This window comes from Pandoraea sp. NE5 (genome assembly GCF_024363545.1).
Lineage (GTDB): Bacteria > Pseudomonadota > Gammaproteobacteria > Burkholderiales > Burkholderiaceae > Pandoraea > Pandoraea cepalis.
Genome location: NZ_AP025517.1, coordinates 966,242 through 981,564, shown reverse-complemented (window position 1 = coordinate 981,564; position 15,323 = coordinate 966,242). Strand labels below are relative to the sequence as shown.

Genomic DNA, 15,323 nt, shown 5'->3' with positions numbered 1-15,323 from the left:
AACGCCGCGGCGCACAATGTTCAATCGGAGGAAATCGGGGGCGTGGAGGGTGTTTTCGGAGCGACGGCACCGACGGTTCGGCAAGGTCCGCTACGATTTAGGAGGATTCTGATCTCAGACTGAGAATCGGGAAGTGACGACACGCGGCAGTTGGGTGCGCCGCAGCGGGGCATGGCGTTGGCCTTCGGCCGCCGAAGATGACAAAGGGCGCCCACGCGCCCCTTGTGTTTCGTCAGTCTTGCGCTTCGTTGCGCAGGCCTTCGAGTTCGGCCACGCGCTTTTCGAGCGCCTCGAGTTTTTCGCGCGTGCGCGCGAGCACCTGCGCCTGCACGTCGAATTCCTCGCGGGTCACCAGATCGAGCCGGTTAAAGCCCTGGTTGAGCAGGCTTTTGACGTTGCGCTCGATATCCTTGGCGGGGGATTGCTTGAGCAACTCACTCACCTTGGCTTGCATGTCTTGCAGGATCTCGTTCGGTTTCATAAGCCTTCCTCTCTTCGATTCTTCGCACCAACGTGGTGCTTGCACCGTCAGTGTGCTTCGGCGCGCCGGTCTGACCGGTGCAAGGTGGTGCATCAGGGCGGCCGCCAACGTTGGCGCAACTCTAACACCGTTTCCTGCACCCAGCCAGCGCACACAACGGCGCAACCGTTACCCGGCAAGGATTTGATCTCGTTCGACACGCTGGGTTGTCGCCGGTGCCGGCACCGGCGCGCCACTTTGTCCCCGCAATTTTGCCAATTTTTTATCCCGGAATTTGTATCTTGCGCATCGCAGCGCATGGGGATGCGAGACCTGGCACGAGAGTTGCTCTACTCAGGTCAGAAACTGCCGCACGCTGCACCAAGACGTTAGATAACAACTCAGGGGAAAGTGATGAAGAAAGTGTCAACTGCGATGGCTGGCGTTGTGTTCTCCGGTGCGATGGCGATGTCTGCCGGCGCTTTTGCGCAAACGAGCGCCGATGGCGCGGCGCCCGCCACAGCGGCGAGTGCCGCGGCCGAACCGCTGACCGTGACCGCCAACATCGGTCTGTTCTCCGACTACCGCTTCCGCGGGATCTCGCAAACGGGCAAGCGCCCGGCGGTGCAGGGCGGTTTCGATATCGCACACGAATCCGGGCTGTATGCGGGCGTATGGGCGTCGAACATCAGCTGGATTTCGGATGGCAATTCGGCGGTGAGCGCGCCGATCGAAATGGATTTCTACGGCGGCTGGAAGAAGGAAATCATCCCGGACTGGACCATCGATGTCGGGGGCCTGCAGTACTACTACCCGGGCACCTATCCGTCCGGGGCCTTCTTCCCGCGTCCGCATACGTTCGAACTGTATGCCGCCCTGGGCTGGAAAACCGTAACGCTGAAGTACTCGCACTCCATGACCCGTTTGTTCGGCCTCGTGAGTCCGGACGGCCAGGATACGTCGAACAGCGGCTACCTCGACCTCACGGCAACCTATGACATCGGCGTCTGGGGCCTCTCCGCGGTGGGTCACGTGGGGCATCAGTGGGTGCACAACTTCAGCGCGGCTGGCTACACCGACTGGAAGATCGGCCTGTCGAAAGACCTGGGCAAGAACTTCTCCGTGTCGGTCGCCTACGTCGATACGAACGCCAACGAGAAGTACTACACCGCCGCGAATTCCGGCAAGGTACTCTCCAAGGCGACGGTCGTCGTGGGGTTGTCGAAGACATTCTAAGGAGCGACTCAATATGAAGCTGATAACCGCAATTGTGAAACCCTTCAAGCTCGACGAGGTGCGCGAAGCCCTCTCGAACATTGGCGTGGCGGGGATTACGGTGACCGAAGTCAAGGGCTTCGGCCGCCAGAAGGGCCATACCGAGCTGTATCGGGGTGCAGAATATGTCGTCGACTTTCTGCCGAAGGTGAAGATCGAGGCGGTCATCGGCGACGCCCTGCTCGATCAGGCGATCGACGCCATCGAGCAGGCGGCCCGCACCGGCAAGATCGGCGACGGCAAGATTTTCGTGTCCAACGTCGAACACGTCGTCCGAATCCGTACGGGAGAGACCGGCGAAGACGCGCTGTGAAGGTCCTACAAAAGAGACAACAAATCATGAAAAAACTGCTTGCCAAACTGTTGCTCGTCGCCGCCTTCGCAGGCGTCGCGGGCACGATGGGCCTCGGCTCGACCGCCGCGCTCGCGCAGGACGCTTCGGCGCCTGCCGCCGCGTCGGAGACGGCGTCACCCGCAGCGACGGCTGCGACGCCGGCGGCTGCGCCTGCACCGTCGGCTCAGGCCGCTGCGCCGGCACCCGCCGCCGCAACGCCCGTGCCACCGAACAAAGGCGATACGGCCTGGCTGCTGACCTGTACCGCGCTGGTGATTTTGATGACGCTGCCCGGCCTGGGCCTGTTCTACGGCGGTCTCGTCCGCTCGAAGAACATGCTCTCGGTGCTGATGCAGTGCTTCATCATCTTCTCGCTCGTGGTCGTGCTGTGGTCGATCTACGGCTACAGCATCGCGTTCACCGAGGGCGGGGCGTTCTTCGGGGGCTTTGATCGTCTGTTCCTGAAGGGCATGACGCCGGACTCGATCGCCGCGACCTTCAGCAAGGGCGTGAATGTGCCGGAATACGCGTACATGGCGTTCCAGGCCGCGTTCGCCGCCATTACCTGTGCGCTGATCGTCGGGGCGTTTGCCGAACGTACCAAGTTCTCGGCCGTGCTGCTCTTCACCGTGATCTGGTTCACGTTCTCGTACCTGCCGATCGCCCATATGGTGTGGTTCTGGTCGGGTCCGGACGCTTACACTGACCCTGCCGCCGCCGACGCCGCCACGGCACATGCCGGCTGGCTCTTCCAGAAGGGCGCGCTCGATTACGCAGGCGGTACGGTGGTGCACATCAATGCCGCTATCGCCGGTCTGGTCGGCTCGTACATGGTCGGCAAGCGTGTTGGCTTCGGGAAGGAAGCGTTCAAGCCGCATTCGCTCACGATGACGATGATCGGTGCCTCGCTGCTCTGGTTCGGCTGGTTCGGCTTCAACGCCGGCTCGGGGCTGGAGGCCAACGGCGGTGCCGCGCTCGCCTTCGTGAACACGCTGCTCGCCACCGCAGCTGCAACGCTGTCATGGACGGCGGGTGAGTGGATCGGCAAGGGCAAGCCGTCAATGCTCGGTGGTGCCTCGGGGGCTGTCGCAGGTCTGGTGGCGGTGACGCCGGCCGCCGGCTTCGTCGGCCCGATGGGCTCGATCGTGCTCGGCCTGCTTGCCGGTCTGATCTGCCTGTGGGGGGTGAATGGCCTGAAGCGCCTGCTCAAGGCCGACGACGCGCTCGACGTGTTCGGCGTGCATGGCGTGGGCGGTATGCTCGGCGCGATTCTGACGGGCGTGTTCGCGGCCCCGTCGCTTGGCGGCACGGGCATCTACGACTACGTGGCCAACAAGGTGGCGCCGGACTACTCGATCGCCGGTCAAGTCTGGATCCAGTTGCAGGCCGTGCTCACCACGGTCGTCTGGTCGGGCGTGGTCGCCTTCATCGCCTTCAAGATCGCCGACATCGTGCTGGGTCTGCGGGTGCCGGAAGACGAAGAGCGCGAGGGGCTGGACATCACCTCGCACGGCGAATCCGCTTATCACAACTGATGACGCAGACGTCGGTGGGGGGCGTTTGCCCCACCGCTCGACGCTGTGACATCGCATGGTTTAGGCCCGGCTCCGGCCGGGCGTGACTTCCAACAAGCGCCCGCGAATCGGCAACGATGCGCTGCCAACCTCGGCCCAGGGCGAGCAAGAGAGGTTGCCGGTGGCTGGTCGGACAGCCGCCCCCGGCATTGGACGGGTACCCGGCGGGTACCCGTTTTTTTCGCTTGCGATTCCCCGCTTCGTCCCCATCTTCTCTCACCGCGGCGTGCGCACTCTACGTCCTCCGATCCCGCCCAAGGGTGGGGGGCGCCGAGCGTATGCTCTACAATCGATATTCCATCTGGATATGAGAGAAGCATGGTTCCGCATCTCGTCACGGCTCTGAAAGGCCCTTTGCTCGACCTGGAAAAAAAGATCCTCGATGCGACGCCCGCCATCGAGCGCTGGTTCCGGCTCGAGTGGCAGGAACATACGCCGCCGTTCTATTGTTCGGTCGACCTGCGTAATGCCGGCTTCAAGCTTGCTCCGGTCGACACCAATCTCTTCCCCGGCGGTTTCAACAATCTGGCGCCGGAGGTGCTGCCGCTTGCGGTGCAGGCGGCGATGGCCGCCATCGAGAAGATCTGCCCCGACGCCAAGAACCTGCTGCTCATTCCCGAACGGCATACGCGCAATACCTTCTACCTGCAGAATCTTGCGCGGCTGTCGACGATCATGCGTCACGCAGGGCTCCATGTGCGTCTGGGCAGTCTCTCGGACGACATCACCGAGCCGACCACCATCGAGTTGCCCGACGGTCAGCACGTTGTGATCGAGCCGCTCGAGCGTACACCGCGCCGGCTGGGCCTCAAGAATTTCGATCCGTGTTCGATCCTGCTCAATAACGACCTGTCCGCCGGCATTCCGCCGATTCTCGAAGGTCTGCACGAACAGTACCTCCTGCCGCCGCTGCATGCGGGGTGGGCGGTGCGCCGCAAGAGCCAGCATTTCTCGGCATATGACGACATCGTCAAGAAGTTCGCCAAGATGATCGACGTCGATCCCTGGATGCTCAACCCGTACTTCGCCAAGTGCGAGGGCATCGATTTCGACGAGCGCGTGGGCGAAGAAAAGCTCGCCGATACGGTCGACGCCGTGCTCAAGAAGATCAACAAGAAGTATCGCGAGTACGGCATCAGCGAGAAGCCGTTCGTCGTGATCAAGGCCGATGCCGGTACTTACGGCATGGGCGTGATGATGGTGCACGACGCCGCCGAGATCAAAAACCTGAACCGGCGCGAGCGCACCAAGATGAGTGTGGTCAAGGAAGGCCTCGAAGTGCACGACGTGATCGTGCAGGAAGGGGTCTACACGTTCGAGCGCATCAACGAAGCCGTGGCCGAACCGGTCGTCTACATGATCGATCGGTACGTGGTCGGCGGTTTCTACCGGGTGCACACCGGACGCGGGACCGACGAGAACCTCAACGCGCCGGGCATGCACTTCGTGCCGCTCGCCTTCGAGCATACGGCACTGCCCGATGTCCACGCCAAGCCGGGGGCGGCACCGCCCAACCGGTTCTATATGTACGGTGTGGTGGCGCGTCTGGCGCTGCTCGCGGCGTCGGTCGAACTTGAGCGCACCGATCCGGATCCGGAAACGTATTGACGCGGCACGATCGGCGCGGCGACCAGTGGCATCCGTTCACGCCTTTTCGGTCACGCGTTGGTTTGAGATGTTTCCGAATTTGAGGTGAGGCCCTGCCTGTGCGGCGGCGGCCTTGAACGCTTCAAGTTCCGTGGGGCGAAAAGAAAAAGACGCCCGGCTGGCCCCCCGACTAGCCGGGCGTCACATTTACCGGTCGCCTCATGCAACGACCGGAAATCGGGGCTTCCCTGGGCGGTTCCCCCCGCAAACTGGTTTCCTGCGCTCCCCCTTCGACGGTTGGATCGGTGTACTGTGCCGATCCGCCGTCTCGTTCGCGTCAGCATTGAAGCGATGATGCGACCGTTTGATGTGCACCACATCCCCCGAACGGGGGATGCGCGTCCGTCTCGATGCGGAATAGGAAATTTCCTCGGAATGGGGGTGTCTGGGAGGCACATGGAAATGCACGGGGATTTGCGCACGGGCCTTCGTCAAATCCATCAACTGCCGGTACCGACGCTGGGCTATCTGCCGCTGTGGCTGGAGACGCTGCGCCGACGTCTGGCAGCGGATGGCGTCGCCGCGCTCTGGTGTCATGCGTCGGACGACCCGGCCGCGACGGCCGAGGCCACCTGCTGGTACGCACCGCAGGCACCGCTGTCGGCCTGCGAGCGGTTTGCCGCCAGCGATTGGGCGATGCCGCCGGTGGCGGAGTTACAGCGCTCGCTCGCGCACGGCGAGCTGTTATGCGGTCATGCGCGGCGCTCGCGGGGCGGTCTGGCCGCGGCGCCCTGGTCGTTGCGTCGTCCGCCGGAACTGGCGGGATGCCTCGCCGACGGGGACTTGCTCGACGTTTGTCTGTTGCCGGCGCCCCGGGCGTGCGACGAGGAAGCGGCGCGCAGCGACGGCGCCGATCTGTTGCCCATCGCACCCCCCGGCGTGTTGCGATTGTTTGTTTCGCGCCGCAGGTCGCAGCCGCGTTTCACTGCGCGCGAAGTGATGGCGTTCGAGACAGCCGCCGCCGAATTCGCCACGCCACCCAAGCGCCCCGGTTTTCCGCCGATGACCGCGATGACCGCGATGACATCGCCTGCGCAGTCCCTTCGGCCCGAGCCGTCGGGCGCGATTGGCGATGACGTGGCGGGTACGATTGTCTGGCATCGGCGTCAGCCGGAGTGGGCCGACCCCGCGGCGCTGACGCTCATGCGACGGGTCTGGCAACGCATGCCGGGGCGGGCTTGGCCCGACGCGTGCGTCGTAGTGCAGGCGTGTCAGACGCTGGTCGACGAACTCAGACTCCACCCATCGGATGCCTTGTCGCCGGGTGTGCCGGTCTGCACGGCGGTCGAGGTGCCGGGCGGCACGCTGCATCTGCACGCCACGCACTTGTGCGGGATGGGGGGGCGAGCGACCGAGCGCGTGCGCATTGCCCTGCGCCTGGCCGTGCCGCCCGCCATCCGGCTGCTGCTGCGGCTCTGGGAGACGGGACTGACCCCGGTGCAGCGCGAGATCGCGATGCGGTTGCTGGCTGGGCAGTCGCGCGCCCAGACGCGCGAGGCTTGCGCGATTGGCGTGCAAACGCTCAAGACGCATTTGTCGCTCATGCGCGCCCGTCTGGACCCCGTGCGCGACGCATCGCTGCTGCTCGGGCTGGGCGGGACGGCGGCGCTCGGAAGCGGCGCACGTGCGCTGGGAGGGCGCGGCGCGCCGCTCGTCGAGGCGACGCACAGCGGCAAAATGGCGCCTCGGCTAGAATAGACGCCTGTCGCCGCTGCCCGCGGTGTGTGCATCCGAACCCCCAAAGACTCCCGCCGATCGATGCAGATTCTCTTTATCGCCGACCCGCTCGACCAGTTCAAGATCTACAAGGACACCACGTTCTCGATGATGCGCGAGGCCGCACGTCGAGGGCACCGCATCTTTGCGTGCGAGACGCACGAGATGGCATGGCAAAACGCGGCGGTCGATGCGCGCGTCAGGGAAATTCGCCTGACGGGCGATGCGATAGCCTGGTACGACGTGGTGCAAACGCGGGTGAGCGCGCTCACCGAGTTCGACGCCGTGCTCATGCGCAAGGACCCGCCGTTCGACATGGAGTACATCAACGCCACGTGGCTGCTGGAAGTCGCCGAGCGCGCCGGTGCCCGGGTGTTCAACAAGCCGAGTTCGATTCGTGATCACTCCGAAAAGATGGCGATCGCCGAGTTTCCGCAGTTCGTGACGCCGACCTTGGTCACGCGCGACGCGAACCGCCTGCGCGCCTTTCACGACGAACATGGCGACGTGATCTACAAGCCGCTCGACGGCATGGGCGGCACGGGGGTGTTCCGCATCGGGCCGGATGGCCGCAACCTTGGGTCGGTCATCGAAATGCTCGGTGAATACGGGGCCAGCTCGGTGATGGCGCAGCGCTTCATTCCCGAGATCGTGCTGGGCGACAAGCGGATTCTCGTCATCGGCGGCCAGGTCGTGCCGCACTCGCTGGCGCGCATCCCGCAGGGCAATGAAGTGCGTGGCAACCTTGCTGCCGGCGGCGTGGGCGAGGCGCGCGACCTGACGGCGCGCGATCGTCAGATTGCCGAAACACTGGCGCCGATCCTCTGGCAACGTGGTCTGCTGCTCGTAGGGCTCGACGTCATCGGTGATTGCCTCACGGAAGTGAACGTCACGAGTCCGACGTGCTTCCAGGAAATTACGGAGCAAACCGGCTTCGACGTGCCGAAGATGTTCATCGACGCGCTGGAACGGGCGGTGTAAGGCAAATCCGGGGCCGGTCGGGCGACGAGTCGTTTCAGACAGCCCCTAACTTGATGAAAATTCGGGTTTTTTGCGCGCCTGCTAAAATAACAGTCCCAAAAACGACAGGTTCGCGTTCGCCGTTGTGTTTGTCTTCCAAACACGCGCGGCGCTTGGCGTACCTAGCATCATGGCTGGAATTCTGATTATTGCTCACGCACCGCTCGCCTCGGCACTTCGCGAGTGTGTTTCGCATATCTACGGCGGTTGTCCGGCGCACATCGGCGCGATCGACGTTGTGCCCGACCAGGACACGGCGGCACTCGTCGTCACGGCGCGTGAACGCCTCGCGCAGTTGCACGAAGACAACGGCGTGCTGGTCCTCACCGATCTGTTCGGGGCCACGCCGTCGAATGTTGCTGCGCAACTCGTCGATCCAAAGGTGCGCGTGCTCTCGGGGGTGAACCTGTCGATGCTCATCAAGGCGGTGTGCTATCGCTCGGTGCCGCTCGACACGCTGGTGGAGAAGGTGCTTTCGGGCGGATCTAAAGGTATTCTGGAAGTCGGCGCGGGTGCGCCGGCCACACACACTACGTCACACTGAAACATGCTTCGACAAGAAACGACGATCGTAAATAAATTGGGCTTGCATGCCCGGGCATCGGCAAAGCTGACGCAATTGGCGGCGAAATTTCAGAGTGAGGTCTGGCTGACCCGGAATGGTCGGCGCATCAACGCGAAGAGCATCATGGGCGTCATGATGCTGGCTGCCGGGATTGGCGCGACGGTCGAAGTGGAGACCGAAGGCACTGACGAGCAACAAGCCATGGATGAAATCCTGGCGCTCATCGCGAGCAAGTTCGGCGAAGGGGAGTAACACGCCGTTGCGGTGAGTCGCGGTGCGCCGCGAGCGTCGATCGCGCCTGTGCCCAATGGCGACTCACCGTGCCGAGCGCCGCCCGTACGCGGCAAAATACACGGACTTCGGTCGAATCATCCGCCTCTGAACCGGGAGACTTCCTTGTCTTTCACCCTGCACGGCATTCCCGTTTCCCGCGGCATCGCAATCGGACGCGCCTACTTGCTCGCGCCCGCCACGCTCGATGTCCCGCACTATCTGCTTGACGCCACCCAGGTCGATGAAGAAATCGCGCGCTTTCACGGCGCGCAGGCGACTGTCCAGCACGAACTCGATACCCTCAAGGTTGAACTGCCCCACGATGCGCCGGGCGAGATGGGCGCATTCCTGGATGTTCACTCGCTGATCCTCAACGACACGTTGCTCGCCGACGCCGTCATCAAGCTGATTCGCGAGCGCCGCTACAACGCGGAATGGGCGCTGACCACACAGCTCGAGGTGCTCGTCGCCCGTTTCGAGGAGATCGACGATGAGTATCTGCGAGAGCGCCGCGCCGACATCGAACAGGTGACCGAGCGCGTACTCAAGGCGCTCGCCGGTACGCCCGGCATTCGCCATGTGGTGGCTGAGACGCCACGCGACGACATGATCGTCGTGGCCCGCGACATCGCGCCGGCCGACATGCTTCAGTTCAAGTCGCAGACGTTCAAAGGCTTCGTCACGGATCTTGGCGGCAAGACGTCGCATACGGCCATCGTCGCGCGCAGCCTGGGCATTCCGGCGGCGGTCGGTGTCGCGCAGGCCAGCCTGCTCATCAAGCAGGACGACATCATCATCATCGACGGCGATCACGGTATCGTCATCGTCGACCCGGCGCCGATCGTGCTCGAGGAGTACAGCTACCGCCAAAGCGAGCGTGCGCTCGAGGAGCGCCGTCTGCAGCGTCTGAAGCATTCGCCCGCGCAGACGATCGACGGTACCCACATCGAGTTGCTGGCCAACATCGAATTGCCGGAGGACGCTGCGACGGCGGTCGCCGCCGGCGCGGTGGGCGTGGGGCTGTTTCGCACGGAATTCCTCTTCATGAACGAAAAGGAGGCGCCGGCGGAAGAGGCGCAATTCGAGGCGTACAAGCGCGCCGTCGAATCGATGCGAGGTCTGCCGCTGACGATCCGGACCATCGACGTTGGCGCCGACAAGCCACTCGACAGTCATGAGTCGTACGAGACGGCGCCGAACCCCGCTCTGGGGCTGCGGGCCATTCGCTGGAGCCTCTCCGAGCCGCGCATGTTCCTCACGCAGTTGCGCGCCATTTTGCGCGCGTCGGCTTTCGGCAAGGTGCAGGTTTTGTTCCCGATGCTCGCGCATGCGCAGGAAATCGACCAGACACTCGAACTCGTTCGCGAAGCGAAGGCGCAGCTCGACGCGGCGGGCCTGCTCTACGACCCGGGCGTGAAGCTGGGCGCAATGATCGAAGTGCCGGCGGCGGCGCTCACGGTGTCGATGTTCCTGAAGCGGCTCGACTTCCTGTCCATTGGCACGAACGACCTGATTCAATACACGCTTGCGATCGATCGCGCGGACAACGCCGTCGCCCATCTGTACGACCCGCTGCATCCGGCGGTGCTGCGACTGATCGCCATGACCATTCGCGAAGCGCATGCGTTCGGCGTGCCGGTGGCAGTGTGCGGGGAGATGGCGGGCGATCCGACGGCGACCCGTCTGCTGCTCGGCATGGGCCTGCGCGAGTTTTCAATGCATCCGAGCCAACTGCTGCAGGTCAAGCAGGAAATCCTGCGGGCGCATCTGCCGGATCTGGAACGGCCGGTCCAGGAGCTGCTCGCCGCCACTGAACCCGAGGAGATGCAGGCGGCGCTGGCGCGCCTGGCGGCGGCCTGACGGGCAGGCCGGGGCGTCGCGCATCCCCCACAAGTACGAAAAAGCGGGCGTCCTGTCACAGGGGGCCCGTTTTTTTCGCCCGCGCTCAGCGGGCATTGAGCGCGATTTGAGGGTTCGTGCGACGCCCGGTCAACGTCGGCCGGACCCTATGCCTTCAGTGGCGCTGGCCGCAGACCTTGCACTCCGGATTGCGGGCGCAGTGCATGGTGTGCCAGCTCATTCTGAGGGCGTCGAGCATCTGTAGGCGCCCAACGAGCGGCTTCCCGATGCCCGTGATGAGCTTGATCGCTTCGGCCGCCTGCATGCTGCCGATAATGCCTACGAGCGGGGCGAGAACCCCCATCGTGGCGCAGGCCTGCTCGGGGAAAGGTTCGTCGGCGGGAAAGATGCATTCGTAGCACGGCGACGCGTCGTCGCGCACGTCGAATACGCTGATCTGCCCGTCGAAGCGCAGGGCCGCGCCGGACACGAGCGGCACCCTCGCCGTGACACAAGCCCGATTGACGGCGTGACGCGTGGTGAAGTTGTCCGACCCATCGAGCACCACGGTGGCGCCGCGGGCGAGCGCTGTGAGCTGCGCTTCGTCCACCCGTGCGGTGACGACGTCGACGACCACGCCGGGGTTGATCTGCGCAATGCGGTCGCGTCCGGAGACCACCTTGGGCCGACCGACGCTGTCGGTGTCGTGAAGAATCTGGCGTTGCAGGTTGGTGAGATCGACGTCGTCGTCGTCGATCAGCGTGATGCGTCCGATGCCGGAGGCCGCGAGGTAAAGCGCGGCGGGCGAGCCGAGACCGCCTGCGCCCACGATCACGGCGTGGGCCGCGAGCAGACGCTCCTGACCCTCGATACCGAGTTCGTCGAGCAGGATGTGGCGGGAGTAACGCAGCAACTGGTCGTCGTTCATCGCAAAACGGAAAAGAATAAAAAAACCGTGCCGGCTTTCGCGGGCACGGTTTGTAGTGTAAAGCCGATGCTTACTTCTTGTCCGACGGTTTGGCCGGCGTCGCGGCGGGGCTGGCAGCCTTGGACGCGTCCTTCGGCATCGGGCCGGCGTTGGCTTCCAGACGGGACTTCGTGCGTTGGACCGGCTCGCCCTTGAGCTGATGAACGGCCTGCTGGAGCATGAAGTCGTCGGCGCTGCCCAGATCCGGCAGGCGCGCGTCTCGCTCCTTCTTGCGCTCTTCCGGCGTCTTCTTGGCGTTTTCTTCCTCGAGGCGGCGCAATTCTTCCAGGCGACGGGCTTCGCGGGCGTCGATGGCCTTCTGCTCGTCGGGCTTCTGCGTGTTGTGCAGATGGTTCTGGTAGTCGATTTCACGCGTAACCAGCACGTCTTCCGGATCGCCCTTCGGATTCTGGTCGACCGGCACGTCCGGCGTGATGCCGATGGATTGGATCGAGCGGCCGCTCGGCGTGTAGTAGTAGGCCGTGGTCAGACGCAGCGCTGTGTCCGGCGACAGTTGACGCACGGTCTGCACGGAGCCCTTGCCGAAGGTCGTCTTGCCCATGATCAGCGCGCGCTTCGAATCCTGCAGCGCACCGGACACGATCTCCGAGGCCGAGGCCGAGTAGGCATTCACCAGCACGACCATCGGCACCGTCTTCCAGAAGGCGGCTTCGCCCTTGAGCGGATCGTCCGGGCTCGCCGACAGACGGTAGTTGTCGAAGGTGGCCGTGTACTTCTGCTTGGCGTCTTCGATCTGGCCGTTGGTCGTCACGACCGTGGCGCCTTCCTTCATGAAGGCTGCCGACACGCCGACGGCCGACTGCAGAATGCCGCCACCGTTGTTGCGCAGGTCGAGCACGAGACCCTTGATCGGTTGATCCTTGGCCAGCTCCTGCAGCTTCTTGGCCAGATCCGGCACCGTGCGTTCCTGGAAGCTCGTGATGCGCACGTAAGCGATGCCCGGCTCGAGCATCTTGCCCTTGATGCTCTGGACGCGAATTTCCGCACGCACGATGGACACCGGGAACGTGCGCTCGTCCGACTTGCGGTAGATGGTCAGCGTGACCTTGCTGCCGGGTGCGCCACGCATGCGCTTGACCGCCTGATCGAGGGTCATGCCGCGCACGGGTTTGTCATCGATGCGGGTGATGAGGTCGCCGGGCTTCAGGCCCGCCTTGAAGGCCGGGCTGTCCTCGATCGGCGAGATGACCTTCACGAGGCCGTCTTCCTGAGAGATCTCGATGCCAAGACCGGCGAAGCGGCCACGCGTCTGTTCCTGCAACTCCTTGTATTCGTCCTTGTCGAGATAGGACGAATGCGGATCGAGGCTGGACACCATGCCCTTGATGGCTGCGGTCAGCAGCTTCTTGTCGTCGACCGGCTGCACGTACTCGCGCTTGATTTGACCGAACACTTCGGCCAGCAGCCGGAGCTGTTCGAGCGGCAACGGCGTGGTAGCGGTTTGTGCGGAAGCCTGCGAGAACGCGAGGGTGGCAGCCGCACCGGTTGCGAGGCCCAGCACGATCAGGCCGATGTGTTTGAGGGTTTGGCGCATATAGGCGTGGAAATTCCGGATTTTTCGGGGCGCCCGCCAAGGGGCGCGCGCACTTTGGCGAAGTATAACCGTTTGCCCGCAGGGCGGGCATTGCCCATTCGACAGGGAGTTTTCCTGAGTGGTTCTACGAAAAGTTCCGGTTGCGGCGACTTTGTGGGGGATGTTTCCGGCACGCGGCTCGATAACGGCGGGCTTTCGCTGGCGGAGCGAGCATTGGCGAGGATTGGACCTCGCGGGGCAGGATGCCCGAAAGCGATGGAAATCGTGTTACGGCGCGTTACTGGAGGGGGCAGCGGGGGACGTGCTGGGGGGAAGTGCCGCGAAAGCGGCGGAAGGGAGGGACGTAGCGGCGCGCCAAACGGGGGGCGAGCGCGCCGCAAGGGGGCGGCGCGCTCGGTGTCGTCAATTGGCGCAGGCGAGGATCGACGATTACTTCGACTTGCCTTGCGCGGCCACGGCGGCCAACGCGCCGGCGATCTTCTCCGCGTCGCCCAGGTAGTAATGCCGGATGGGCTGGAGGTCGGCGTCCAGCTCGTACACGAGCGGCGTGCCGTTCGGGATGTTCAGACCGGCGATATCGTCGTCCGAAATGTTGTCGAGATGCTTGATGAGGGCGCGCAGCGAATTGCCATGCGCGGCGACGAGCACCTGCTTGCCGGCGCGCACGGCCGGGGCGATCGACTCGTTCCACAACGGCAGCACGCGCGCCACAGTGTCCTTCAGGCATTCCGTGAGCGGAATCTCGTCGCGCTTGAGCTTGGCGTAACGCGGGTCGCGGTACGAACTGCGCTCGTCATCCGCGGCCAGCGGCGGCGGCGGCGTGTCGTAGCTGCGCCGCCAGACGTGCACCTGATCGTCGCCGTACTTGGCGGCGGTCTCGGCCTTGTTCAGGCCGGCGAGCGCACCGTAGTGACGCTCGTTCAGGCGCCAGCTATGGATGACGGGAATCCACATCTGGTCCATGGCGTCTTGCACATGCCAGAGCGTGCGGATCGCCCGCTTGAGGACCGACGTATAGGCGAGATCGAACGCGTAGCCGGCGTCAGAGAGCAATTTGCCGGCCTGAATGGCTTCGGCGGCGCCCTTCTCGGTCAGGTCGACGTCGACCCAGCCGGTGAAGCGATTTTCCTTGTTCCACGTCGATTCGCCGTGGCGGATGAGAACGAGCTTGTACATGAGAAAACGTCAGTCAGAGTTGGAAAGCGGGGGCAGCCGGCGAGCGCATTGCTACACGCCGCGCCTTGCGCAGCAAGGCCCGGCAAGGGGATTTGCGGCAACAATTCAGAGACGTTCGGGGGCGCGGCGAGGGGGCCGCCGACGTCCGGCGCAGCGATTGGCAACGCAACCCGTCGGCGCAATCACGGATTATTTTATAATGATCGGATTCTTTTGATATTTTTCAGGTGGTTTGTGACGTTCTTTACTGATTACACCAACCTCGCGCTGATCGCCATTGCCCTCGTTTCGGGGGGCATGCTGGCATGGCCCGTATTCAAGCGTGGCGGGCGCGGTCTGTCGACTGTGGAAGCGACCCAGCTCATCAACCGTAAAGGCGCCGTGGTGCTCGATGTGCGTTCTGGCGAAGAGTTCGCCGCAGGCCACTTGCCCTCCGCGCGCAATCTGCCGCTCGACGACGTCGAACAAAAGGTCGGGCAGGTCATCAAGAACAAGGCCGCGCCGGTCCTGATCGTGTGCAAGAACGGGCAGGGCGCCGCGCGCGTCCAGACGTTGCTGCGCGGTCTCGGCTACGCCGAGGCGTTCAGCCTCCAGGGCGGCATTGCCACCTGGCAGGAAGCCGGCCTGCCGGTCGTGAAGTAATCGAGGAATCGCCAGTCATGCCGAAGATCGTGATGTACAGCACGCAAGTGTGCCCGTATTGCCAGATGGCGGAGCGACTGCTGCGTCAGCGTGGCGTTCAGGAAATCGAGAAGGTTCTGATCGACAAGGAACCCGCCCGCCGCGAGGAAATGATGACGCGCACAGGGCGCCGCACCGTGCCGCAGATCTACATCGACGAGCGCCACATTGGCGGTTACGACGATCTGTCGGCACTCGACCGTGCCGGCGGCCTCGTGCCGCTCTTGCAAGCCGCCTGATA

At 64.0% G+C, this 15,323-nt stretch carries 15 protein-coding genes; 11 read left to right on the top strand and 4 right to left on the bottom strand.

Annotated elements, in window-relative coordinates; translation table 11 throughout:
- Window positions 1-232: 232 nt before the first annotated feature.
- A complete protein-coding gene (locus PanNE5_RS04570; protein WP_017235617.1) occupies window positions 233-481 on the bottom strand; it encodes an accessory factor UbiK family protein in 249 nt (82 codons plus the stop codon).
- Between the two features lie 393 nt (window positions 482-874).
- On the opposite strand from PanNE5_RS04570, the gene PanNE5_RS04565 reads away from it, so the two are divergent.
- The 9 genes from PanNE5_RS04565 to ptsP all read left to right on the top strand — a co-directional run bounded on the left by PanNE5_RS04565 (window position 875) and on the right by ptsP (window position 10,724).
- Window positions 875-1,696, top strand: coding sequence for a TorF family putative porin (locus PanNE5_RS04565; protein ID WP_261939316.1), 822 nt, complete (start codon window positions 875-877; stop codon window positions 1,694-1,696).
- A 13-nt stretch (window positions 1,697-1,709) separates the two neighbouring features.
- Window positions 1,710-2,048 (top strand): P-II family nitrogen regulator, encoded by a 339-nt coding sequence (locus PanNE5_RS04560; protein WP_010804740.1) that lies wholly within the window; start codon window positions 1,710-1,712, stop codon window positions 2,046-2,048.
- A gap of 86 nt (window positions 2,049-2,134) precedes the next feature.
- Window positions 2,135-3,604: an ammonium transporter gene (gene amt, locus PanNE5_RS04555; protein WP_246181717.1), complete on the top strand. Its 1,470-nt coding sequence runs from the start codon at window positions 2,135-2,137 to the stop codon at window positions 3,602-3,604.
- Window positions 3,605-3,961: 357 nt separating this feature from the next.
- Complete coding sequence (gshA, locus tag PanNE5_RS04550) at window positions 3,962-5,251, top strand: glutamate--cysteine ligase (RefSeq protein ID WP_017232716.1); 1,290 nt, start codon at window positions 3,962-3,964, stop codon at window positions 5,249-5,251.
- Window positions 5,252-5,686: 435 nt separating this feature from the next.
- Window positions 5,687-6,988 (top strand): helix-turn-helix transcriptional regulator, encoded by a 1,302-nt coding sequence (locus tag PanNE5_RS04545; RefSeq protein ID WP_261939315.1) that lies wholly within the window; start codon window positions 5,687-5,689, stop codon window positions 6,986-6,988.
- 60 nt (window positions 6,989-7,048) lie between these two features.
- Window positions 7,049-7,987 (top strand): glutathione synthase, encoded by a 939-nt coding sequence (gene gshB / locus PanNE5_RS04540; protein WP_017232714.1) that lies wholly within the window; start codon window positions 7,049-7,051, stop codon window positions 7,985-7,987.
- A gap of 169 nt (window positions 7,988-8,156) precedes the next feature.
- The gene (locus PanNE5_RS04535; protein WP_017232713.1) at window positions 8,157-8,570 is read left to right on the top strand and encodes a PTS sugar transporter subunit IIA; all 414 of its coding nucleotides are present in this window, start codon (window positions 8,157-8,159) and stop codon (window positions 8,568-8,570) included.
- 3 nt (window positions 8,571-8,573) lie between these two features.
- Window positions 8,574-8,843, top strand: a complete 270-nt coding sequence (locus tag PanNE5_RS04530) for an HPr family phosphocarrier protein (RefSeq protein WP_261939314.1) — start codon at window positions 8,574-8,576, stop codon at window positions 8,841-8,843.
- A gap of 144 nt (window positions 8,844-8,987) precedes the next feature.
- Window positions 8,988-10,724 carry a phosphoenolpyruvate--protein phosphotransferase gene (gene ptsP, locus PanNE5_RS04525; RefSeq protein WP_410007558.1) on the top strand — a complete coding sequence of 579 codons (1,737 nt, stop codon included), beginning with the start codon at window positions 8,988-8,990 and terminating at the stop codon, window positions 10,722-10,724.
- Window positions 10,725-10,878: 154 nt separating this feature from the next.
- Here the strand turns inward: ptsP and PanNE5_RS04520 are convergent, their stop codons facing one another.
- The 3 genes from PanNE5_RS04520 to gpmA all read right to left on the bottom strand — a co-directional run bounded on the left by PanNE5_RS04520 (window position 10,879) and on the right by gpmA (window position 14,401).
- Window positions 10,879-11,631, bottom strand: a complete 753-nt coding sequence (locus PanNE5_RS04520; RefSeq protein ID WP_017232710.1) for a HesA/MoeB/ThiF family protein — start codon at window positions 11,629-11,631, stop codon at window positions 10,879-10,881.
- Between the two features lie 70 nt (window positions 11,632-11,701).
- Window positions 11,702-13,225, bottom strand: a complete 1,524-nt coding sequence (locus tag PanNE5_RS04515; RefSeq protein WP_017232709.1) for a S41 family peptidase — start codon at window positions 13,223-13,225, stop codon at window positions 11,702-11,704.
- Window positions 13,226-13,654: 429 nt separating this feature from the next.
- The gene (gene gpmA, locus PanNE5_RS04510; protein WP_017232708.1) at window positions 13,655-14,401 is read right to left on the bottom strand and encodes a 2,3-diphosphoglycerate-dependent phosphoglycerate mutase; all 747 of its coding nucleotides are present in this window, start codon (window positions 14,399-14,401) and stop codon (window positions 13,655-13,657) included.
- Window positions 14,402-14,635: 234 nt separating this feature from the next.
- Between gpmA and PanNE5_RS04505 the strand changes: the two genes are divergently transcribed.
- A complete protein-coding gene (locus PanNE5_RS04505; protein ID WP_017232707.1) occupies window positions 14,636-15,043 on the top strand; it encodes a rhodanese-like domain-containing protein in 408 nt (135 codons plus the stop codon).
- Between the two features lie 17 nt (window positions 15,044-15,060).
- Entirely contained in the window at window positions 15,061-15,321 is a 261-nt protein-coding gene (gene grxC / locus PanNE5_RS04500; RefSeq protein WP_017232706.1) for a glutaredoxin 3, read from the top strand.
- Window positions 15,322-15,323: the final 2 nt, after the last annotated feature.

Excerpts from the sequence above, each read along its gene's own strand:
- PanNE5_RS04570 (WP_017235617.1), bottom strand. The coding sequence starts at position 481 with ATGAAACCGAACGAGATCCTGCAAGACATGCAAGCCAAGGTGAGTGAG.
- PanNE5_RS04565 (WP_261939316.1), top strand. The coding sequence starts at position 875 with ATGAAGAAAGTGTCAACTGCGATGGCTGGCGTTGTGTTCTCCGGTGCG.
- PanNE5_RS04560 (WP_010804740.1), top strand. The coding sequence starts at position 1,710 with ATGAAGCTGATAACCGCAATTGTGAAACCCTTCAAGCTCGACGAGGTG.
- amt (WP_246181717.1), top strand. The coding sequence starts at position 2,135 with ATGGGCCTCGGCTCGACCGCCGCGCTCGCGCAGGACGCTTCGGCGCCT.
- gshA (WP_017232716.1), top strand. The coding sequence starts at position 3,962 with ATGGTTCCGCATCTCGTCACGGCTCTGAAAGGCCCTTTGCTCGACCTG.
- PanNE5_RS04545 (WP_261939315.1), top strand. The coding sequence starts at position 5,687 with ATGGAAATGCACGGGGATTTGCGCACGGGCCTTCGTCAAATCCATCAA.
- gshB (WP_017232714.1), top strand. The coding sequence starts at position 7,049 with ATGCAGATTCTCTTTATCGCCGACCCGCTCGACCAGTTCAAGATCTAC.
- PanNE5_RS04535 (WP_017232713.1), top strand. The coding sequence starts at position 8,157 with ATGGCTGGAATTCTGATTATTGCTCACGCACCGCTCGCCTCGGCACTT.
- PanNE5_RS04530 (WP_261939314.1), top strand. The coding sequence starts at position 8,574 with ATGCTTCGACAAGAAACGACGATCGTAAATAAATTGGGCTTGCATGCC.
- PanNE5_RS04520 (WP_017232710.1), bottom strand. The coding sequence starts at position 11,631 with ATGAACGACGACCAGTTGCTGCGTTACTCCCGCCACATCCTGCTCGAC.
- PanNE5_RS04515 (WP_017232709.1), bottom strand. The coding sequence starts at position 13,225 with ATGCGCCAAACCCTCAAACACATCGGCCTGATCGTGCTGGGCCTCGCA.
- gpmA (WP_017232708.1), bottom strand. The coding sequence starts at position 14,401 with ATGTACAAGCTCGTTCTCATCCGCCACGGCGAATCGACGTGGAACAAG.
- grxC (WP_017232706.1), top strand. The coding sequence starts at position 15,061 with ATGCCGAAGATCGTGATGTACAGCACGCAAGTGTGCCCGTATTGCCAG.